Here is a 20,467-nt window from a genome sequence, read left to right on the forward strand (position 1 = left end):
GATGGCACCCGGCACCCCTCCCCTCACGCACGAACTCGACGATATCGACCGCCGCCTGATCCGCGAACTCGTTGCCAACGGCCGGATCTCGATGCGCGCGCTGGCCGAATCCGCGCACATCTCGCGCGCGCACGCCTACGTGCGGGTCGAGCGGTTGCAGGAGGCGGGCATCATCGACGGGTACACCACCCGGATCTCCCACGAGCGGGCCGGTTTGGGGGCGTCGGCGTTCATCGCGCTGTCGATCAAGCAGGATTCGTGGCGCGGGCTGGCCAAACAGCTGCGCACGCTGCCATTCGTGGAGCATTTCGCACTGGTCGGCGGCGATTTCGATGTGCTGGTGCTGGTGCGCGCGCCGGACAATCACACACTGCGCAATATTGTGCTCGACCAGCTCAACAGTCTGGAAGGTGTGCGAGCGACCCGCACCTGGCTCATCTTCGACGAGGCGAACGGTCCCGGAGCCTGGCTCGGCCTGCGCTGACCTTGCTCGTGCCGGGTTCGACCTTCCACGGGACCGGAAGCGGCAACGACATTTGTCTCCATAAGCCGACGATCAGATATCGTGCGGCCGAGCGACGGGGCCGCAGGCGGCAGCGGAGTCTAACTCCGCAGATCACCGGGAGGCCGCAAAATCAGATAGGGAGCGGCGATGTCCGGAGAGCTTCAGCAGTTGGTGGACAACGCGGGCCGACGACTCGGCCGCTCCGTCGCCATCGATGACGCCAAGGTGCGCCTGCTCGCCTACAACGCGCACGCCGCCGAGGTGGACGCGGTGCGGGTGGGTTCGATTCTGCGCCGCGAGGTCCCACCCGAACTGGTCGCCTACATCTACGCGAGCGGCGCGGGCACGGCCGAGGGCATGTTCGTCCTGCAACCCAATGACGACCTCGGCGTCGAAGTGGCCCGCTACGGGATGCCGATCCGATACGGCGAGACGCTGCTCGGTTTCGTGTGGTTGCTCGCCTCCGACGGCGCGGTGGGTCCGGCGCAGGAGCGCCTGATGCGCAGCGCCGCCGACGCCGCCGCCGACCTGCTGCATCGCGGCCAACTGCGCGACCGGTTGACCCGCGCGCGGGAATCGGAACTGGTCCGCGATCTGCTCGGCCGCGCGCCCGAACTGCGCGACCGCGCCGCCACCCAACTCGCGGAGGAAGCCCTGCTCGCGCCCGGTCCGGCGCTCGTGCTGACGGTTCTGCTGACCGGGGTGACCATTCGGGAGCGCGATCGGTTGGCGCTGGCGGTCGGCACGGATCGACTCGCGCGCCGATTACCCCGTCGCCACGCCATCCCCCTCGACCGCCCCGACCACAGCCTGATCCTGGTCTCGCTGCACGATGCGGCGACCCGCGCCGATCTGGACACCCTGGCCGAGGCGCTGCGCGAGCGGGTCCTGCGCGACAGCGGCAGGGCGCACTGCTGGATCGGCCTCGGGACGGCCCGCGACGATCCGGCCGACCTGCACGAGTCCTACACCGAATCGCGCCGGGCGGCCGAGGTCGCGCGCGCCGTGCGCACCCTCGGATCCGTGGTGCGACACCAGGACCTGGGTGTCTACGCACTGCTGTCCGAGCTGAGCCCGGAGCGGCTGCAGCGCGGTCTGCCCGCGGGCCTGCAAGCACTTCTGGTGTGCGAGAACAGCAATCGCGACGCCCTCATCGAAACCCTGGAGTGCTTCCTCGACTACGCGGGTGATATCAAACGCACCACCGACCGATTGCGTCTGCATCGCGGCAGCCTCTACTACCGACTGCGCCGCATCGAGGAGATCACGGGCACCGATCTGGCCAGCGGCGAGGATCGCTTGGCCCTGCACCTTGGCCTGAAGACCCTGCGCCTGCTCGACGTGCGCTGACTACGCCACCTGCAAGGTGACTTCGATGTTCCCGCGCGTGGCATTGGAGTACGGGCACACCTCGTGCGCCGTGGCGACCAACTTCTCCGCCTCGGCGCGCTCGATACCGGGCAGCGCCACCGTCAGGGTGACGGCAAGTCCGAATCCCGCGCCGACCTGCCCGATCGACACCGCACCCGTCACCGTCGATCCCTCGATCCGCACCCGCTCGCGCCGGGCCACCACCTGCAGCGCGCTGTGGAAGCAAGCCGCATAGCCCGCGGCGAAGAGCTGTTCGGGATTGGTGCCTGCACCGCCCGCGCCGCCGAGTCCGGTGGGCACGCTCAGGTCGAGAGTCAACACACCGTCGGAGGATTCGACGTGTCCGGCGCGACCCGCGCCGCTCGCGGTGGCCGTGGCGGTGTACAGAGCTTGCATGGTCACTCCTCGATGAATTCGACGGACCGAGCGCCCGCCCTCCCATCAAAGTAGTACGCAATTATATTGCACACAATATAATTACAGGTGATGCGAGACACATGTCAGGGCGTCGAGCCACTCGGCCCGACGCCCCAAGTATTCAGCCGATAACGGCGCTCAGCTGCCGATGACGGCGTTCATGATCGTTCCCGCACTCGTCGCGACCGCACCGCCCGCCATGGCGCCCGCGATCATCTTGGGCGACTGCAATCCGCCGCCATTCCACTTCTCCCAGGCGAATCGGCCACCGCCGTAGGTAATTGCGGTAATCCCGGACAGCTCTACCATCCAGGTGAAGTAGCGGCCCATCTGCATCAGCTTGTCCGCCAATGGCGGGGCCTCCGGCGTCGGATTGCCGACCTGCGCAAGAACCGTTTCGTGCAGCGCGGACAGAATCATGCTCACTGTCGGTGCTCCTTTTCGGATGCTGAGGTGATGCCCGAGATTCGAATAGACAGCCGTCCGGCCGCATTCGGGCCGGTAGAACACATCATCACGACACAACCCGCTGAACCCCTAGATTCAAGCGCACCAAGATCGAGCGAGCAGCCCGACACACCGGATTGGCGCCCAATGCAATCTAGTTGTGACCCGCACCACTAAGGTGCCGAAACGCCGAACGCCGCCGCTCGACGGCGTGTCGGCCGCATCCGGGGAGGCGACCGACATCCCAGCTCAGTCGACCCGCACGATGAGTTTGCCGAAGTTTCGACCCGACAGCAGGCCGATGAATGCCTCCGGCGCGTTCGCCAATCCGGTCACGACATCCTCGCGGTAGCGCACCGTGCCGTCGGCGACCCATCCGGCCATTTCCCGCAGGAACCGCGGCCGCAGTTCCTCGACGAACTCCGACTGGATGAACCCACGAATGGTGAGGCTGCGGAACAGGATTCGCCCCACGAATGCGGGCAATCGATCCGCGCCCTCGGATCCCTCCTCGTTGTAGTGCGCGATGAGACCGCAAACCGGAACGCGCGCGAAATTATTCAGCAGCGGATAGACCGCCTGCGCGACCGCTCCGCCGACATTCTCGAAATAGATATCGATCCCGTCGGGCACCGCGGCCGCCAATTGCGCCGCGAAATCCGGCGCCCGGTGGTCGATCGCGGCGTCGAAGCCGAGTTCGCGCAGATACGCCACCTTCTGCGGGCCGCCCGCGATACCGACCACCTCGAGCCCCTCGCGTTTTGCCAATTGGCCGACCACCGAGCCGACCGGTCCGGTCGCCGCGGCGACCACCAGGGTCTCCCCCGCCTTCGGCCGACCGATCTTCAGCAGACCGGAATACGCGGTGAAGCCGGGCATCCCGAGCACGCCGAGCGCCGTGGAGACCGGGGCGATATCCGGATCCAATGTGCGCAACCCGGCCGCCGCCGTCACCTGATGGGTCTGCCAACCCGACTGGGCGAGAACCACATCGCCTTTCGCGTATCCGGCGGCGCGCGACTCCAACACCTCCGACACCGTCTGGCCCACCATCACCTCGCCGATCGCCACCGGCTGGGCATAGGATTTCGCCGCGCTCATCCGACCGCGCATGTACGGATCGAGCGAGAGATAGCGGGTGCGCAGCAGCACCTGGCCCTCGGCAGTTTCGGGCAACCGGTAGGTCTCGGTGCGGAAATTCGCCGGGGTCGGCGCGCCAACGGGGCGCGCGGCCAACACGATTCGCGTCGACTCGGTCATACTCGACACCCCGCATCGGTAGCCAATGAGTAGCTGATCGCAGCGATCATCGATGGACTCCTTCGTCGTGTCCCGTCGCACGCGACAGGCGCGGTTTCGCCCTCGGCACAACAGAACACGCCTCGATCGCGAAATATGCCCGCCACGCCGAGAACATCGGTTGATCCCATCAACGGGAATGGCGGGAATAGCCGCGCGGGGAATATGTTGCTTGCGGGTGGTTTGACAGACTAACGAAAGGACCGGGGATGGCGACCGGCACAGAAGAGGTATCCGTCGGACTTCGCTCCGCACGCGGCAAGGTGCTGGCCTCGCTCATGCTGGCCAGCGGACTGGTGGCCCTGGACTCCACGATTATCGCCACGGCGGTGCTTGGCATCACCAACAACCTGGGCGGCTTCGCCCAATTCCCCTGGCTGTTCTCCATCTACCTGCTCGCACAGGCCGTCAGCACCCCCATCTACGGCAAGATCGCCGACACCATCGGACGCAAACCCGTCATCCTCATCGGCATCGGGACCTTCGCCCTCGGCTCGCTGCTGTGCGGGATGGCGACCAGCATGGTCGCCCTCATCATCTTCCGGGCGGTGCAGGGCCTGGGCGCCGGCGCGATCGGCCCGATGTCCATGACCATCGCGGGTGATGTCTACACCCTCACCGAGCGGGCCAAGGTGCAGGGCTACCTCGCCTCGGTCTGGGCACTGTCTTCAGTGCTCGGCCCCCTACTCGGCGGCATCTTCACCGACTACCTGAGCTGGCGCTGGATCTTCTTCGTCAACCTGCCGCTCGCGGCGGTAGCCGCCTGGATGCTGGTACGCCACTTCAACGAGAACACCCCGCGCCAACGCCACCGGGCGGACTACCTCGGCGCGGGCCTGCTGACCCTGGGCGCGGGCGCGCTCATCCTCGGACTGCTCGAAGGCGGCCAGGCGTGGGCATGGAACTCCCCCACCAGCATCGTCATCTTCGCGGGCGGCGCGGCGGTGCTGGCACTGTTCGCGTTCGTGCAGACGCGGGCCGCCAATCCCGTTCTGCCGCTGTGGATCTTCACCCGGCGGGTGGTGATCGCCAGCAGTACCGCATCGATGCTGATCGGCGCGATAATGGTCGGACTCACCTCGTATGTGCCCACTTTCGCGCAGGGCGTGCTCGGCAGCAGCGCGCTGCTCGGCGGACTCACCGTCGGCGCGCTGACACTCGGCTGGCCGCTGTCGGCCTCCCAAGCCGGAAAGGTGTACCTGCGCATCGGATTTCGCGCGACCGCGGCCATCGGCAGCGGTCTGGCCGCACTGGGCGGCGCGTCGACCTTGCTGATCAATCAGCAGTCGAGCCTGCTGCAGATCGCCGCCTCGTGTTTCGTCATCGGCAGCGGGCTGGGCCTGGTCGCCACGCCCACGCTGATCGCCGCGCAGATGAGCGCGGAGTGGACCGAGCGCGGCGTGGTCACCTCGGCGAATCTGTTCGCCCGCTCACTGGGCAGCGCGGTCGGCATCGCCATCTTCGGCGCGATCGTCAACGCGGCCGTGCACCATGCCGATCACCCTGCGGCCGAGCAGCTTTCACCCGCTGTGCACAAGGTCTTCCTGGCGGTGGCCGGTATGGCGATCGTGATGCTGTGCGCCTCGGCCATGATGCCGCGACGCGACGCGACCACCGCATGAGAATGCGCCGGGGCTTGTCGAAACGCCCCGGCGCACAAGGACTTTCTCAGTGCGCGACCTTGCGGGCGCCGAGCCTGTTCCACACCGCGTAGCCGCCGCAGACCAGCGCCGCCCACACCACACCGACGATGACGGCGGTGCGGCCGCTCTCGGTGAAGAAGAGCAGCACCACCACGAAGGCCAGGAAGCCCAGCGCCAGCACCGTGGTGTAAGGCGCGCCCGGCAGCCGGTAGTCACTGGCCGGCAGCTCACCGCGCGCCACCTTGGCCCGATAGAACAGATGACAGACCAGGATCATGCCCCAGACGAAGATGATGCCGATGGTGGACACCGAGGTGATGTAGGCGAACGCCTTGTCCGGGGAGATGATATTGACGATCACGCCGATCACCATGGCCGCCGCCGAGACGCAGATACCGACCCACGGCACCGACCGCCTGCTCAACGCACCCAGACTCGAAGGCGCCTCCTGCCGCAGCGAAAGGCTGCGCAACATGCGACCGGTCGAATAGATACCGGAATTGCACGAGGACAGCGCCGCGGTCAGCAGCACGAAATTGATGATGCCCGCGGCCGCCGGAATCCCGATCTGCTGGAACACCTCGACGAACGGGCTGCGACCCGCGTGGAAGGTCCGCCAACCCGCCACCGACATGATGACCAGCAACGCGCCCACATAGAACAGGCCGATACGGAACGGCAAGGTATTGATCGCCTTGCGCAGCGTGGTCTTCGGATCCCGCGCCTCGCCCGCCGTCACACCCACCAGTTCCACACCGACGTAGGCGAACACCACGATCTGCAACACCAGCAGCGCCTGACCGAAGCCGTGCGGGAAGACGCCGCCGTCATTCCACAGATTGCTGACCGTGGGATTGGCTGCGTGGCCGAAGCCGAACACCAGCACACCGATACCGATGGCGATCATCGCCAGGATCGCGGTGACCTTGATGGCGGAGAACCAGAACTCACCCTCACCGAACAGGCGCACCGAGATCAGATTGGCCGCGAACATGATGGCCAACACCACCAGCGCCGTCAGCCACGGCGGGACATCGAACCAGTACTGCACGTACTTGCCCGCCACGGTGATCTCGGCCATGCAGGTACTCACCCAGACCGCCCAATACGACCAACCCGTCACGAAACCCGCGAAGCGGCCGAGGAATTCGTGCGCGTACTCGGCGAAACTGCCCGAGACCGGCCGATAGGTCAACAACTCGCCCAAGGCGCGCATGATGACGAAGATGGCCAGACCGGCCACCAGATAGGCCAGGATCAGTGCGGGTCCTGCCTGCGCGATCGCGCCGCCCGCACCGTAGAACAGACCGGTGCCGATGGCGCCGCCGATAGCGATCATCTGAATGGTGCGGGAGCTGAGCCCGCGCGAATACCCCTCGGAGTCGGTGGTGCCGACCCCTGCCTCCGGTGCCACGCGATCAGCGTCCGGCGCCTGGCGGTCCGAGGTTGTCATACTGCGTCCTTCCCTCGTTCGGTGCCGGCCGGGCGCTGCGCGCCGACCGTCCGAACCATGTGCGGCAGGATCATCGCATGGCCGGTGTGACGGTCGTATTACGCACCCGAGTAGGTCCCGCTCCGGCCCGGCCGCTGCGCACACGGCCACGACCTGGTGTGTCGCCATGGTGACGCCGTGTGTGCCAGGACACACCCTAGTCGAATCCGAAAGTCGGGCAACGGTAAACAACAGACCACTCGGTTGCGGCCGTATGGCGGAAATAGCCGACCGGTGCGCGATGTTGCACAACGAGTCATCCGCGTCCCGAGGAGATCCATGATCGACATCCCGCTTTCCGTGCTCGAACTCGCCCCGGTGCAGCAGGGACGCAGCGCGGGCGAGGGCCTCGCCGCCGCGACCGAAACCGCGCGCCGCACGGAAGCACTTGGATACCAACGCTTCTGGGTCGCCGAACATCACAATATGCCCGGTATCGCCAGCTCCGCGCCGAGCGTGCTGCTCGCCCACCTCGCCGCCGCCACCAACCGCATCAGGGTCGGCTCCGGCGGTGTCATGCTGCCCAACCACGCGCCACTGGTGGTCGCCGAACAATTCGGCACCCTCAATGCTCTGCATCCCGACCGCATCGACCTCGGCATCGGACGGGCGCCCGGCACCGATCAGGCCACCGCGCTCGCACTGCGCCGCACCCGCGAGGGGTTGTCCGGCGATTCATTCCCCCGGGAACTGGCCGCGCTACTGGCCTACTTCCGCGACAGCGGGCCGGGCGGCATCATCGCGACACCCGGTCGCGGCGAGAGTCCGGAGATCTGGCTGCTCGGCTCCAGCGGATTCAGCGCCCAGGTGGCGGCGTTGCTCGGACTGCGCTTCGCCTTCGCCCACCACATCGCGCCCAACAACACCGAACAGGCGCTGGCCCTCTACCGGGACAAATTCCAGCCCTCCGAGTATCTGGATCAGCCCTACGCCATGGTCGCCGCCGCCGCGATCTGCGCCGACACCGACGAGCGCGCCGAAGCCCTGTCCCGACCGCGGGAACTGGCCTTCGCCTACCTCACCTCCGGGCGACCGCGCGCCCTGCCGACCCCCGAGGAGGCGGCCGACTTTCCGCGCAATGATCGGGAGCGGGAATTCGTGGCGCAGCGTCGCCAAGGACAGTTGCTGGGTTCGCCCGAGACCGTGCGCGCCCAACTCACCGATCTGGTGCGGCGCACCGAACCCGATGAGCTCATGTTCAACACCCTGGTCTACGACGTGGACGAGCGGGTTCGGTCCTTCGAATTGATCAAGGAGAAGGTCGTCGCCTGAATCGGGTGGGGCCTGAATCGGGTGAGCTGGTCAATTGTATCGTTGCGCGCCTGCGCGGCTCCGATCGCGCTAGGGAGTGAAGACGGCATCGAGGTTCTCGGCAGTCAGCACACGAAGCGCCCATCGGTCCAGATCAGCGACGTCCGCGTGATGGACGAGATAGCTGACGGCCGCCGGTAGAGTACCGAATTTGAAGGTCAACAGATTGATCAGCAGTATGGCTCGCCCACTGACTTCTCCTTCGGCCTTGAGTCTTTGTGCAGTGGACATCGCGATCTCCCTGGCGTCTTGTCCCAGTGGTTCGAACATGTTGGCCAACTCCTTAGGATCGAGACCCGCTGCATAGTAAATGTAGTCGGCCATCGCCTCGATGTCGGCAGGAGTAATCGTCCCGTACGGTGCCTCGACAAGATCGCCGATCACCTGTTTCAAATGGATCCTGACCTTGGGGTTGTTCTTCGTACCGATCAGCATGGTCAGCAACGCGAAGGCCTGCGGGGTGAGATGACGCGCCCGCAACGCGTCGACGTCCATCGCCGAGACATCGTCGAGAATAAAACGCAACTGCGGCAGGTATTCGCCGATCTCCGCGCGGGTGTCCGGGTCCGCGTCGATCAGGTCGTGCAGATCGACAGGACCGTTCCACCTGATCCCCTGTTGGTCGGCGTGCACGACCACGGGGATCACCGGCGGCAACGTCTGCGACTTCGGGTGGCGTTTGAGGTAGCGACCCCAGATCCGGACGATGTACTCCAACATCCGGAACGGCATGAGTGGATCGGTCTTCGTCTGGTGCTCGATCAGGATGTAGATGTAGGCGTCGCGTCCGTCCAGGGTCGTTCGATACACCAGATCGGAATGGCGGGCCTTCAGTTCGCTGTTGACATAGGTATCCGGTTCGGGGGACAGATCCTCCCAGTCCACACGGGCCACAAGCTTTTTCGGTAGCACCGCGCGCAGTTCGGACGCGGCATGCGGCGGCGCCTCCATCACATACCGGAAGAATTTGTCGTGGTGTGTCAACCCCCGTTCCATGCGACACAACCTACACCCGTTACCCCTCCGTGACAAAACTCAATTCCATTGATGCACAGGAGATTTGGTTGTGAAATCGACACGCCTCTGTTTCGGATTCGGGGTGCCGAGGTGCATGGAGGATGCGAACGAAACTGCGCGACCTTTCATGCCTCGCGCGCATAGATGGTGTTGATAAGGCATTTCCCGCCGAAATGTCGGTGGCATACCGTCATTTGGTGGCTCGGATGCGGAGGTATTGAGATGGCGGTGACGGTGGTGGCCGATGGGGTGGATCGGGCAGCGGTATGGCGGGCCGTCACCAGGGGCGGGGCGGCTATGGTCGCGGCGATGGGGGTGGGGCGCTTCGCGTTTACGCCGATCCTGCCGATGATGCATGACCAGGCGGGGATGTCGACGCAGACGGGTGCGCTGCTGGCGACCGGGAATTACCTCGGATATTTCGTCGGCGCGCTGGCGGTCGCGGTCGCGCCTCGACTGTTGACCGCGCGGATGGTGTGGCGGGTGGCGCTGGTGGCGCTTATCGCGACCTTGGCGGCGATGCCGTTGTCGCACAGCGGGATAGCGTGGTTCGTGTTGCGCACCATTACCGGGGTGGCGAGTGCGCTCATCATGGTTATGGCGATTCACGCCGCAGGGGTGGCGGCCGGTGGGCGAAAGGTGTTGACCGGTTGGGCATTCGGTGGGGTCGGGGTGGGGATCGCGGCTTCGGGGGTGCTGGTTCTGGCGCTGTCGCATGGGTCGTGGGAGTCGACGTGGGTGGGATGCGCGGTGCTCGGGGTGGTGTGCGTCGTATATGCCTGGCCGCTGGTGGGCGGTGCGGTGGATCCGATGCCCGCTCGGGCGACCACGCAGACAACCTCGGACGATCTCGCGCGACATGCGCCACTCGAACCGAGCGAAGGACACACCGCGCCGGAGTCGAATTCCCCTGCGCCCGTGGATGACTCCCGTACGCGGAGTCGAAAGTTCGCCGCGCTCATGACGAGCTACAGCCTCCAGGGCGTCGGGTACATCATCGCGGGCACCTTCCTCGTCGCCGCCGTCCAACGCACCGCTCCGGCCGAAATCGGCAATGCCGCTTGGATTCTCGTCGGCCTGGCGGCCTTCCCGTCGACGGTGCTGTGGACCCATCTCGCACATCGCCACTCCCCCGCATGGTTACTGATCGCGGCATTGCTGGCGCAGGCGGTCGGCATGGCATTGCCCGCACTGATGGGCGGTATGGTAGCGGCGCTGATTTCGGCGGTGCTGTTCGGGGCGACGTTCATGGGCATTGTCGCTTTGGCGGCGGGTATCGGCGGGAACCTGCGCGGTCCGCGCGCGCTCGCGGTACTGACCACGGGATACGCGGTGGGCCAAGTGGTCGGACCGCTACTGGCCGCGCCACTGCTGCACAGCGGCTACCGGTCGGCGCTGCTGCTCGGGTCGGGTCTGGTGGTGTTGGCGGCGATCGCCGCGCTCGGCGCGCGAGATCGCCGATAGGTCGCCGATAGGTCGGCGATAGGTCGGCGATATATACAATTCCAAAGTCGGGGCGTAGCTTGTAAGGTATACCTAACTAACCCTGATATCGGAGGACGATCCATGGCCCGGACTCGCACCACACTGACCGTGCTGCGCACCGAACGGCTCACCCCGCACCTGATCCGCGTCTGGTTCGGCGGACCGGGCTTCGCCGACTACCAGACCAACGAGTTCACCGACCAGTACGTGAAATTCCTGTTCCCGCGCGAGGGTGGCGAGGTCATGCGCACCTACACCATTCGCAAGGTCGATGCGGAGAAGGGCGAACTGGCCGCCGATTTCGTCACCCACGGCGATGAGGGCATCGCGGGTCCGTGGGCCGCCGCGGCGCAACCCGGCGAAACCCTCTCGCTGCTCGGCCCCGGCGGCGCGTACGCCCCGCGCGCCGACGCCGACTGGCACCTGCTGGCCGGCGACGAATCCGCCATCCCGGCCATCGCTTCCGCGCTGGAGGCCATGGCGCCCACCGCCGTCGGCCGCGTGTTCCTCGAGGTCTCCGGCCCGGAAGACAAACTGCCCCTGGACAAGCCGGAGGGTGTCGAACTCACCTGGCTGGAGCGCGGCGACCGGGCACCGGGCGAACTGCTCGCCGCGACGGTCCGAAATGCCCCGTGGGACAGCGGCAATGTGCAGGTCTTCATGCACGGCGAGGCCCACGCCATCATGCATGATCTGCGCCGCTACATCCGCCGCGAACGGACTGTGTCCGCCGAGTGGGCACAGTCCATCTCCGGCTACTGGCGGCGCGGCCACACCGAGGAGGGTTTCCGGGTGTGGAAGCAGGAGCTCGCCGAGGCGGAGTCGGTGCCGAATCCGGCCTGAATCAGGCGGTGCCGAATCCGGCCTGAATCGGCCCGCCGCACACCGGATTCGGTGTGCGGCGGCCGGTACTAATCGGTACGCGGTCGACTCAACGTGAACCGGTCCACCGGCGTCAACTCCCCGGCGGGACCGGTCAGCGCGTAGTAGGTGGCGCGCATTGTCGTCCGCCCGCCCTTCTGTCCCGGCTCGACATCGAAAGCGACGAACCCGTATGGGTTCTCGTGGTCCCGGAAGGCGGACCACACCGCGTCCTCCTCGAGATAGTTCTGCGCCTTGCGCCGGATATTCGGGTCGTAGTCGCCGACGCTCATGAGCACCCGCGCGCGGGGCGTGTCGAACAGCGCTTTGTTCGACGGCGTGGAAGTGCCGCCACCGCCGATGACCAGGTGGACCGTGCCTTTCGAGGTATCGATCTCGGCTCCCCCACCGAAAACCGGTGCGGGCGTGACGGTATCGGTGCCGAGCACACCCCGCACGGCATGCGAGCGCTCGTAGTGGTGCTCGTGCCCGCAGACCACCAGATCCACGCCGTACTTGTCGAACAGCGGCAGCCACTCCTGTCGGATGCCGAGATCGGCCCCGTTGCCGACGCGCGCGGTGGAAACGGCGGTCTGATGCATGCACACCACCACCCAGTCGATATTCCGATCGGCGCGCGCCTTGGCCAATTCCGTCTCGAGCCAACGCTTCTGCGCGCCGCCGGAGTACCCGCGGACGTAGGAGTTGCCGCCGTCCTGTAGGCAGATGTCGTCATTGGCCAGGCTGATCACCCGCATCGCGCCGACGGTGAACGAGTACCACAGCCCGCGCGTCTGCGGATCCGAACCCGAGTCGGGCAGGTCGAAATACGCCTGGTACGCGCCGAATCCGATGGGGCCGTTGCCCAGTTCGTTCTCATGGTTGCCCGGTGCGGGCATCCACGGCCGGTAGCGGGCGGAGCGGGAGTTGTTGTCGAACCAGTCCGACCAGGTGCGGACCCGGTCGGTGGCCAGGTCGGCGTAGCAGAGGTCGCCGTTCATGAGGTTGAACAGGGGGGCCATCTGTTCGATGCCCGCAGTGATATCGCCTGCGGCGGGGGTGCCGCGATTGTCGTTGGTGTACGCCCCGTTGATCTGTTTGGTGAGGGTCGGGGTGGCTTGATCACCGAAGCTGGTCCAGCGGAAGGCGGCTCGGCCGCGCGGCGCGGTGCGCAGCGTGCCGAGTTCGGGGGTGGCGCCGTCGTGGACGGCGGCGTAGACGTAGTCGGTGTCGGGGGTCAGGCCGGTCAGTCGCGCGTGGTTGACCCGAACCTCCTTCTGCGACTTGCCATCCCGATAGGTGACGGTGCGGGCCGGGAAGGTCTGGCCGAATCCGCCGGTGGGCGAGCCGAGCAGCACCCTCGGATTGGCGATCGGGGTGGTGCTGTGCCAGGAGACCACCGCCTCGGTGGCGGCGTCGCCGCCGAATTGCAGGTGCAGTCCGCCGACGCGGGGCGCGCCCGAGGTGTCGGGTCGCCGCCACAGGTCCGGCGCGCTCGGTTTGCCGAATAGCACCGCGCCGCCGCCGAGTCCGACCGCGCCGCCCGCCACGGCGGCCGCGCCCGCCGCGCCGAAGAGGGTGCGGCGGCTGATTTTTCGCGGGGTCTCGGTCGGGCGTTCGTTCTCATCTACCACCCGCATGTCCTATCGCGGGGTCGCGAATTCCAACCGAACGCCGCGTGAACTCCGGCGCGGCCCGCAGCGTTTGTCTGCTTTTCAGCGGACGTTCATCAAGGTCAGCGCATGATTACCCGAGCGTTCGCGCCGCGCCCGGTGCAGGGTCGGTGTCGCGGACGTGCGTTTGTTTCATCGACCAGGAGGTCACATGTCCACCATCCGGGGCAGCCGCGCTGCCCACCGGGTCCGGCGCGCGGCGGCGGCCGGGGCGCTGCTCGCGCTCACCGCGACAGCGTGTTCGAGCAGTTCCGACAGGGCGTCGGAGACGGCGACACCGATCAAGCACCTGGTGGTGCTTTTTCAGGAGAATGTGTCCTTCGATCACTACTTCGGCACCTACCCGAATGCCGCCAACACCGATGGCGCCAAGTTCACCGCGAAGGCGGGTACGCCGCGGGTCGACGGGCTGACTCCCGATCTGTTGACGCACAATCCGAACAGGTTCCAGCCGATCCGGCTCGGCGGTCCCACGCAGCAGGTCACCTGCGATCAGGATCACGAGTACAAGGATGAGCAGGCCGCGTTCAACGGCGGCAAGATGGATAAATTCGTGGAGCACACCGAGGTCGCCGAGGGCACCCAGTGTCAGGCCCCGCTGTATGGCCCGCAGGGTCTGGTGATGGGCTACTACGACGGCAATTCGGTGACGGCGCTGTGGAATTACGCCCAGCAGTACGCGATGAGCGACAACTCTTACGGCACCACCTTCGGCCCGTCCACGCCGGGCGCGCTGAATTTGGTCTCCGGTCAGACGCACGGGGTCGGCGCGAAGCAGCCGCCCGCGGGCAAACCCTTCCCCGAGGACACGGTCCTGGAGAACGCGGGCAATGGCCAGGACACCGTCATCGGCGATCCGCAGCCGCTCGGTGACGACTGCTCCACCCGCGACCAGGTGCGGATGACCGGAACCAATATCGGTGATCTGCTCAATAAGAAGGGCATCACCTGGGGTTTCTTCGAGGGCGGTTTCAAGCCGACGGCGACCGAGGACGGCAAGGCCGTGTGCGGTGCCAAGCACAATGTCGGCATCGCGCTCGGCGGCACCGGTAAGGACGGCGCGAAGCCGTTCGGCGTCAAGGACGACTACATTCCGCATCACGAGCCGTTCCAGTACTACGAGTCCACGGCCAATCCGCATCATCTGCCGCCGAGTGCGGTGGACAAGATCGGGCAGACCGATCAGGCCAATCACCAGTACGACATGTCCGATTTCTGGGCGGCGGCCGGTGGCGGCCATCTGCCTGCCGTCAGCTATCTGAAGGCGCCGGGCTATCAGGACGGTCACGCCGCCTACTCCGATCCGCTGGACGAGCAGCAGTTCCTGGTGGAGACGGTGAATCATTTGCAGAAGCTGCCGCAGTGGCAGGATACGGCGGTCGTGATCGCCTATGACGATTCCGACGGCTGGTACGACCACAAGCCCGCGCAGGTCGTGATGAACTCCGCCTCCGAGCAGGACGCGTTCAGTTCGGCGGGCGTCTGCGGCGAGGTCAAGGCCAAGCCCGCCAAGTATCAGGGTCGCTGCGGATACGGCCCGCGCCTGCCGCTGCTGGTCGTATCCCCTTACGCCAAGTCGAATTTCGTCGATCACACGCTGACCGACCAGACCTCGATCCTGCGCTTCGTCGAGGACAACTGGAAGACCGGCCGCATCGGTGACGATTCCTACGACGAGCGCGCGGGCCTGCTCGACGGCATGTTCGATTTCGGTGCGAAGACGCAGCCGACGTTGCCCCTGGACCCCAAGTCGGGCGCGACCCAATAGTTTTCACCGCCCCGGCATCGAGATCGCCTCGATGCCGGGGTTTTTCATGCGTCGGGATGGACGTGGGCGATGGCGGCGAAGGTGGCCGCCGAGTAGATGTCGGGATCGTCGAGGAAGACATCGTGCCCGGCGTCGAGTTCGAAGACCCTGGCATCGAGCAGTGCCGCGAGTTCGCGCTGATCGGCGGGCGGGACGGCGCCGTCGCGGGTGGTGATGACCACCGAGATCGGCAGTCCGGCGAGGATATCCGCGTGCGGTCGGAAGTCGAAGGCGTATTCGGCGAGGATGACGTCCACGATCACTCGCGGATGGCACAGCATGAGTTCGCTGCGCAGCCACGGCCACCAGGCGGCATTGCGCGCTCCGCGCGTGCGGACGTGGCGGAAGTAGGTGACCGGCGCGGAGCGGCCGATGCCGGGACTGCGGTCGGCCAGCGGGCGTAGCCCGCGAAACAGCCACCGCCCCAACCGATCCGCCGGACTCGCGAAGGCCATGGCGGTGGCCTGCAGGACCAGTCCGGCCACGCGATCGCGATGGCGGCGGGCGAATTCCAGACCTACCGGGCCGCCCAGCGAATAGCCGCACACCACCACCCGATCGATGCCGAGCGCGTCCAGTAGGGCGGCCGCGTCGTCGGCGCAGCGGGCGATATCGAAGCGGCGGCCCGGTTCCAGCGCCGGACCGCGACCGTGCCCGCGCATATCCATGGCGAGGACCCCGTACTCGCGCGCCAGCGGTTGCATGATGTGACAGAAGTTCACATCGGCGGTGATGGCCCAGCCGTGCAGCAGCAGGATCGGGACCGGGCCGTCGGCCACTCTGGCCACCACCCGCTCACCGTCGGCCAGGTCGACGCGCCGCCACGGCGGCAGTTCGGCGGGCGCGGCCTCACCGCCCGGCGTCCATTCGTGCCCCCGTCTCCGCACACCCACCCGACGCGCACCATCCACAATCCGACCGTAGCCGATGCCGGCGAACACCCGCGGTCCGGTGCAGGCGCCGTGACCGACCCGACCCTGCGTGTTCACCCTCGTGGCGAGTATTCCTGCTCCGGTCGCCCCGTCGTCCCGTAGCGCAAGCGCATCAGAATGCGCCCCGACCCGACCAGCGCGGCCAGGTAGCGCTGTGCCGTGGCCCGCGAGATTCCGATCGCGCCCGCGACCTCCCCCGCCGACAGCGGCACCGCCGATTCCAGGATCGTGTGCAGCACGAGCTCTTTGGTGGGTGACGCGGCGGCAGCGCCCGCCCCGGCCGACGCGGCGGGCCGCAACGCCTGCAATGCCGACTCCACCCGCGCATTGTCCACCTGCGCCACCGACAGCGCCCGGCGATAGCGGGCGTATCCGGCGAGGCGGGCCGCCAGCATGGTGTGCGGAAAGGGCTTCACCAGGAAGGCCAGCGCGCCCGCCGCGACCGCGGCCCGCACCGAGGAACTCTCCGTCGACGCGGTCAACACCATGGTGTCGCAGGACAGTTCGCGCACCAGGTCGAGTCCGGAGCCGTCGGGCAGATACACATCGACGAGCGCGAGGTCCACGGCGAATTCGGTGGCCGCCGTGCGCGCCGCGGCCACCGTGTTCGCGGTGCCCGCCACCGTGAAACCCGCGATGGCGGCCACGATCGCGGCGTGCAGTTCGGCGACGCGGAAATCGTCGTCGACCACCAGGACGGTCAGATCTGTCACGCTCATCCCACCTCGCTGTCTTCCAGTACGCCCGGCATCCGGGCGATGAACTCCGCTCCGGCCAGCGGCGGATCGCCCCGCCGCCCGCAGCCCAGCCGCACCTCGCCGCCGTGGGCGCGGGCGATCTGCCGGATCAGCGCGAGGCCGACCCCGCGCCCGCCCGGCACGCCCTTGTCCGCCTTAGTGGAGACGCCCTCGGTGAACAGCGCGTCCGCCAGGTCGCTCGCGACACCGGCGCCACTGTCGGCGACCGCGATGTGCAGCGTCGAATCCTCCTGCAGCAGTTCGACTTCCACCACCTTCACGGAATCGCTCACCCGCGCCGCCTCGATGGCGTTGTCGAGCAGATTGCCGACGACGGTGGTGACATCGACCGGGTCGACCAGGCGACCCGTCACCCAGGTGTTCGCACCGAGCATCAACTCGACACCGCTCTCCCTGGCGTGGGCGGCCTTCGCGGCGAGGAAGGCTTGCAAGTAGGTGTCGTGGATGGCGTCGATACCCGGTGTGGCCGGTCCGAGCGGACCCGCGCCGACCAGTTCGTCCACCACCTTCGCCGCCTCCGTCACACTGCCCCGGTGCAGCAGCCCGCTGAGCAGGTGCAGCTTGTTGGAGAATTCGTGGCGCTGGGCGCGCAGCACGGTGCTCATGGACTGCACCGCGTCGAGTTGCCTGGTCAGCGCCTCGACGTCGGTGCGATCGCGCACGGTGAGCACCGCACCGAGGTCGCGGCCGTCGCGGCTGACCGGTCGCGCGGCCACCACGACGATGTGCGAGCCGACCGCGGCGAGCCTCGGCTGCCCGTCGAGGGTCCCCAGCACCTCCGAGACCCGAGGCGTGAGTCCGATCCCCGCGACCGGCTGACCCACCTCGGCCTCGATGCCGAGCAGCCTGCGCGCCTCGTCATTGACGAAGGTGGTGCGCCCGCGCGCGTCGACGGCCAGCACGCCGCGTCCGATACCGTGCAGCACCGCGGCCTGTCCGCGCACCAGTTCGGCCAGCTCATTCGGTTCGAGTCCGAGGGTCAGGCCGCGCCAGCGCCGGGCCAGCAAGGCAGATCCGAGGACACCGAGTGCCAGTGCGGCGCCGACGAGCAGTGCCGCCGTGCGCAGATCGGCGAGCAATTGATCGCGAATGTCCTCGGTGGAGATGCCGACACTCACCGCGCCGACCACCCGATTGGCATTGGGTTCGAGCACCGGAACCTTGGCGCGCACCGAATTGCCCAGGGTGCCGCGCTCGGTCAGGATCGGTTCGCGGCCCGCCAGCGCGCCGGAGGGATCGGTGCTGACGTGTTCGCCGAGTCTGCCCCGGTCCGGGTGGGCCAGCCGGATGCCCGCGTCATCGGTGATCACCACGAACAGCGCGCCGGTGCGCTGGGTGGTGTCCACGGCCAATCGCTCGAGCGGGCCGTCGGAGAGACGTTCGCGCAGTGCGGGTTCGGGGAGCAGGTTCTGCGGCGCGTAGCCCGCGACCTGTGCGCGGACCATCGGGTCGGCGGCCACGGTGCGGGCGATGGCGAGCGCGCGCTGACCGTATGCCTCGCCGAGGCGGCGGTCGCTGATATAGCCGAAAACCGCGAACGCGACGCCGAGGGTCAGTGTCACGATCACGATCTGCAATATCAGCACCTGGGTGCGCAACCGGAAGGCCGGTGATCCCGCTCTGGCCATTGCCGCAGCTTAATGCACCTATTCCTGGTCGAGCACAATGCGCAGAACCCGCGAATCGGCCGGTTTGTCACGGTTGTGCGCAATACCGGCGGACTGTGACCGCGCCCACGTAACTTCCGGTGCACCAATCTGTAGGAGTTACATCAGCATGACCGATCCACTCATCGAGCTGCGCGACGCGACGAAGCGATTTCCCGGCTCGGGCGGCGGTATTCACACCGCCGTGGCACATCTCGATCTTCAAGTCGCCGCAGGCGAATTCGTCGCCGTGGTCGGGCCGACCGGCTGCGGCAAGTCGACCACCCTGTCGCTGGTCTCCGGGCTCGAACCCGCCTCCTCGGGCCGAACCCTGGTGCACGGCAAGGATGTTCGCGGCATTCCCGACGGCGTCGGCTACATGTTCCAGCAGGACGCGGTGCTGCCGTGGAAATCCGTGCTGGACAATGTGGCACTCGGCCCGCGCCTGCGCGGCGCGACCAAAGCGGCGGCCAGGGAGCAGGCGGCGGCTTGGGTCACGAAGGTCGGCCTGGCCGGATTCGAGGGCTACTACCCGCATCAACTTTCCGGCGGTATGCGCAAGCGGGTCGCGCTGGCGCAGACACTGGTCAACGAGCCCGAGATCATTCTGATGGACGAGCCGTTCAGCGCGCTGGACGTGCAGACCCGCCAACTCATGCAGGACGAACTGCTGCGGGTCTGGTCGGGCACCGGGGCGGCGGTCATCTTCGTCACCCACGATCTGGAGGAGGCCATCGTGCTCGCCGATCGGGTCGTGGTGATGACGGCGAGCCCGGCCACCGTGTGCGGTGATTTCCCGGTCGGGTTGGCCCGGCCGCGCGCCGTCGAGGAGGTGCGCCTGACCGCCGAATTCCGGGAAATCTACCGGGAGATATGGGAAACGCTGCGCGATCAGGTCGAGGCGGCGCGAGCGCAGGGAGCCTCCCGTGTCGCATGAGGTGATCGAGAACGAGGTCCGCGATGCGGGCGAGACCGACGCGCAGATTTTGGCCAGAGTGCGGACCACCGTGCGACGCGACCGGATTCGCACCTGGGGTCTGCGCCTGGCGCTGGTCGCGCTGTGGCTGGGCTCCTGGGAGCTGACGGCGACGCTGTGGATCGACCCGTTCTTCTACTCCAAGCCGTCGCTCATCTGGCACCGCCTGGTCGAATGGTTCGGCGAGGGCACCCAATTCGGCTCCATCTGGTTGCAGATCCTCACCACGGTGCAGGAGGCCGTCCTCGGCTTCGCCATCGGCACGGTGGCGGGTGTCGTGCTGGGCACGCTGCTCGGGCGCAGCCGGTATTGGGCCGAGGTGCTGGCGCCGTTCATCAAGGCGCTCAACGCGGTTCCGCGCATCGTGCTCGCCTCGCTGTTCATCATCTGGTTCGGGCTCGGATTGCAGTCCAAGGTGGCCACGGTGGTGGTGCTGGTGTTCTTCGCGGTGTTCTTCAACGCGTTCACCGGCGCGCGCGAAGTGGACGGCAATGTCATCAACAACGCGCGCATCCTCGGCGCGAGCAAGCGGCAGGTGCTCACCGCCATCGTGCTGCCCAGCGCGACCACCTGGATCCTGTCCAGCCTGCACACCGCATTCGGCTTCGCCCTCATCGGCGCGGTCGTCGGCGAATACGCCGGGGCCTCGAAGGGTTTAGGTCTGCTCATCAGCAATGCGCAGGGCACCTTCGACTCGGCGGGCATCTACGCGGGCATGATCATCATCACCGTGATCGCCCTCATCGCCGAATGGGCCATCGGTTTCGCCGAGGCGAAGTTGCTGAAATGGCGTCCGTCGCAGGCGCAGTCGAGTCACGGGATCTGAA

At 67.0% G+C, this 20,467-nt stretch carries 18 protein-coding genes; 9 read left to right on the plus strand and 9 right to left on the minus strand.

Annotated features, from left to right (window positions below; genetic code table 11):
• Window position 1: 1 nt before the first annotated feature.
• Together D5S18_RS20445 and D5S18_RS20450 are read left to right on the plus strand one after the other, a co-directional pair.
• Complete coding sequence (locus D5S18_RS20445; protein ID WP_120042895.1) at window positions 2-484, plus strand: Lrp/AsnC family transcriptional regulator; 483 nt, start codon at window positions 2-4, stop codon at window positions 482-484.
• Between the two features lie 168 nt (window positions 485-652).
• Window positions 653-1,855, plus strand: a complete 1,203-nt coding sequence (locus D5S18_RS20450; RefSeq protein ID WP_120042647.1) for a PucR family transcriptional regulator — start codon at window positions 653-655, stop codon at window positions 1,853-1,855.
• Here the strand turns inward: D5S18_RS20450 and D5S18_RS20455 are convergent, their stop codons facing one another.
• The 3 genes from D5S18_RS20455 to curA form a co-directional block, all read right to left on the minus strand.
• Window positions 1,856-2,272, minus strand: a complete 417-nt coding sequence (locus D5S18_RS20455) for an organic hydroperoxide resistance protein (RefSeq protein ID WP_120042896.1) — start codon at window positions 2,270-2,272, stop codon at window positions 1,856-1,858.
• A gap of 159 nt (window positions 2,273-2,431) precedes the next feature.
• Entirely contained in the window at window positions 2,432-2,713 is a 282-nt protein-coding gene (locus D5S18_RS20460) for a hypothetical protein (RefSeq protein WP_120042648.1), read from the minus strand.
• Window positions 2,714-2,989: 276 nt separating this feature from the next.
• Entirely contained in the window at window positions 2,990-4,000 is a 1,011-nt protein-coding gene (gene curA, locus D5S18_RS20465; RefSeq protein WP_120042649.1) for an NADPH-dependent curcumin/dihydrocurcumin reductase, read from the minus strand.
• Between the two features lie 248 nt (window positions 4,001-4,248).
• On the opposite strand from curA, the gene D5S18_RS20470 reads away from it, so the two are divergent.
• Complete coding sequence (locus D5S18_RS20470; protein WP_120042650.1) at window positions 4,249-5,661, plus strand: MDR family MFS transporter; 1,413 nt, start codon at window positions 4,249-4,251, stop codon at window positions 5,659-5,661.
• Window positions 5,662-5,707: 46 nt separating this feature from the next.
• Here D5S18_RS20470 and D5S18_RS20475 read toward each other — a convergent pair whose 3' ends face one another.
• The gene (locus D5S18_RS20475; RefSeq protein ID WP_120042651.1) at window positions 5,708-7,135 is read right to left on the minus strand and encodes an amino acid permease; all 1,428 of its coding nucleotides are present in this window, start codon (window positions 7,133-7,135) and stop codon (window positions 5,708-5,710) included.
• A gap of 318 nt (window positions 7,136-7,453) precedes the next feature.
• Here D5S18_RS20475 and D5S18_RS20480 point away from each other — a divergent pair, with 318 nt between their 5' ends.
• Complete coding sequence (locus tag D5S18_RS20480) at window positions 7,454-8,446, plus strand: LLM class flavin-dependent oxidoreductase (RefSeq protein WP_120042652.1); 993 nt, start codon at window positions 7,454-7,456, stop codon at window positions 8,444-8,446.
• 69 nt (window positions 8,447-8,515) lie between these two features.
• Here the strand turns inward: D5S18_RS20480 and D5S18_RS20485 are convergent, their stop codons facing one another.
• A complete protein-coding gene (locus D5S18_RS20485) occupies window positions 8,516-9,481 on the minus strand; it encodes an Rpn family recombination-promoting nuclease/putative transposase (RefSeq protein ID WP_120042653.1) in 966 nt (321 codons plus the stop codon).
• 243 nt (window positions 9,482-9,724) lie between these two features.
• Here D5S18_RS20485 and D5S18_RS20490 point away from each other — a divergent pair, with 243 nt between their 5' ends.
• A complete protein-coding gene (locus D5S18_RS20490) occupies window positions 9,725-10,966 on the plus strand; it encodes a YbfB/YjiJ family MFS transporter (protein ID WP_158607912.1) in 1,242 nt (413 codons plus the stop codon).
• A 102-nt stretch (window positions 10,967-11,068) separates the two neighbouring features.
• Complete coding sequence (locus D5S18_RS20495; protein WP_120042655.1) at window positions 11,069-11,830, plus strand: siderophore-interacting protein; 762 nt, start codon at window positions 11,069-11,071, stop codon at window positions 11,828-11,830.
• Between the two features lie 68 nt (window positions 11,831-11,898).
• Here the strand turns inward: D5S18_RS20495 and D5S18_RS20500 are convergent, their stop codons facing one another.
• Window positions 11,899-13,488: a purple acid phosphatase family protein gene (locus D5S18_RS20500; protein ID WP_120042656.1), complete on the minus strand. Its 1,590-nt coding sequence runs from the start codon at window positions 13,486-13,488 to the stop codon at window positions 11,899-11,901.
• Between the two features lie 184 nt (window positions 13,489-13,672).
• Between D5S18_RS20500 and D5S18_RS20505 the strand changes: the two genes are divergently transcribed.
• Window positions 13,673-15,289 (plus strand): phospholipase C, encoded by a 1,617-nt coding sequence (locus D5S18_RS20505; RefSeq protein WP_120042657.1) that lies wholly within the window; start codon window positions 13,673-13,675, stop codon window positions 15,287-15,289.
• Between the two features lie 44 nt (window positions 15,290-15,333).
• On the opposite strand, the gene D5S18_RS20510 is transcribed toward D5S18_RS20505, so the two are convergent.
• From D5S18_RS20510 to D5S18_RS20520, 3 genes are all read right to left on the minus strand, one after another.
• Window positions 15,334-16,221, minus strand: coding sequence for an alpha/beta fold hydrolase (locus tag D5S18_RS20510; RefSeq protein WP_158607913.1), 888 nt, complete (start codon window positions 16,219-16,221; stop codon window positions 15,334-15,336).
• Between the two features lie 92 nt (window positions 16,222-16,313).
• Window positions 16,314-16,979, minus strand: a complete 666-nt coding sequence (locus D5S18_RS20515; protein WP_120042659.1) for a response regulator — start codon at window positions 16,977-16,979, stop codon at window positions 16,314-16,316.
• Complete coding sequence (locus D5S18_RS20520) at window positions 16,976-18,646, minus strand: ATP-binding protein (protein WP_120042660.1); 1,671 nt, start codon at window positions 18,644-18,646, stop codon at window positions 16,976-16,978. The genes D5S18_RS20515 and D5S18_RS20520 overlap by 4 nt, the downstream gene beginning before the upstream one ends.
• Window positions 18,647-18,794: 148 nt before the next feature.
• Here D5S18_RS20520 and D5S18_RS20525 point away from each other — a divergent pair, with 148 nt between their 5' ends.
• A complete protein-coding gene (locus tag D5S18_RS20525) occupies window positions 18,795-19,601 on the plus strand; it encodes an ABC transporter ATP-binding protein (protein WP_120042661.1) in 807 nt (268 codons plus the stop codon).
• A complete protein-coding gene (locus tag D5S18_RS20530) occupies window positions 19,591-20,466 on the plus strand; it encodes an ABC transporter permease (protein ID WP_239003893.1) in 876 nt (291 codons plus the stop codon). The genes D5S18_RS20525 and D5S18_RS20530 overlap by 11 nt, the downstream gene beginning before the upstream one ends.
• Window position 20,467: the final 1 nt, after the last annotated feature.

The sequence above is a fragment of the Nocardia panacis genome (assembly GCF_003598715.1).
Taxonomy (GTDB): domain Bacteria; phylum Actinomycetota; class Actinomycetes; order Mycobacteriales; family Mycobacteriaceae; genus Nocardia; species Nocardia panacis.

Excerpts from the sequence above, each read along its gene's own strand:
- D5S18_RS20445 (WP_120042895.1), top strand. The coding sequence starts at position 2 with ATGGCACCCGGCACCCCTCCCCTCACGCACGAACTCGACGATATCGAC.
- D5S18_RS20450 (WP_120042647.1), top strand. The coding sequence starts at position 653 with ATGTCCGGAGAGCTTCAGCAGTTGGTGGACAACGCGGGCCGACGACTC.
- D5S18_RS20455 (WP_120042896.1), bottom strand. The coding sequence starts at position 2,272 with ATGCAAGCTCTGTACACCGCCACGGCCACCGCGAGCGGCGCGGGTCGC.
- D5S18_RS20460 (WP_120042648.1), bottom strand. The coding sequence starts at position 2,713 with ATGATTCTGTCCGCGCTGCACGAAACGGTTCTTGCGCAGGTCGGCAAT.
- curA (WP_120042649.1), bottom strand. The coding sequence starts at position 4,000 with ATGACCGAGTCGACGCGAATCGTGTTGGCCGCGCGCCCCGTTGGCGCG.
- D5S18_RS20470 (WP_120042650.1), top strand. The coding sequence starts at position 4,249 with ATGGCGACCGGCACAGAAGAGGTATCCGTCGGACTTCGCTCCGCACGC.
- D5S18_RS20475 (WP_120042651.1), bottom strand. The coding sequence starts at position 7,135 with ATGACAACCTCGGACCGCCAGGCGCCGGACGCTGATCGCGTGGCACCG.
- D5S18_RS20480 (WP_120042652.1), top strand. The coding sequence starts at position 7,454 with ATGATCGACATCCCGCTTTCCGTGCTCGAACTCGCCCCGGTGCAGCAG.
- D5S18_RS20485 (WP_120042653.1), bottom strand. The coding sequence starts at position 9,481 with ATGGAACGGGGGTTGACACACCACGACAAATTCTTCCGGTATGTGATG.
- D5S18_RS20490 (WP_158607912.1), top strand. The coding sequence starts at position 9,725 with ATGGCGGTGACGGTGGTGGCCGATGGGGTGGATCGGGCAGCGGTATGG.
- D5S18_RS20495 (WP_120042655.1), top strand. The coding sequence starts at position 11,069 with ATGGCCCGGACTCGCACCACACTGACCGTGCTGCGCACCGAACGGCTC.
- D5S18_RS20500 (WP_120042656.1), bottom strand. The coding sequence starts at position 13,488 with ATGCGGGTGGTAGATGAGAACGAACGCCCGACCGAGACCCCGCGAAAA.
- D5S18_RS20505 (WP_120042657.1), top strand. The coding sequence starts at position 13,673 with ATGTCCACCATCCGGGGCAGCCGCGCTGCCCACCGGGTCCGGCGCGCG.
- D5S18_RS20515 (WP_120042659.1), bottom strand. The coding sequence starts at position 16,979 with ATGAGCGTGACAGATCTGACCGTCCTGGTGGTCGACGACGATTTCCGC.
- D5S18_RS20520 (WP_120042660.1), bottom strand. The coding sequence starts at position 18,646 with ATGGCCAGAGCGGGATCACCGGCCTTCCGGTTGCGCACCCAGGTGCTG.
- D5S18_RS20525 (WP_120042661.1), top strand. The coding sequence starts at position 18,795 with ATGACCGATCCACTCATCGAGCTGCGCGACGCGACGAAGCGATTTCCC.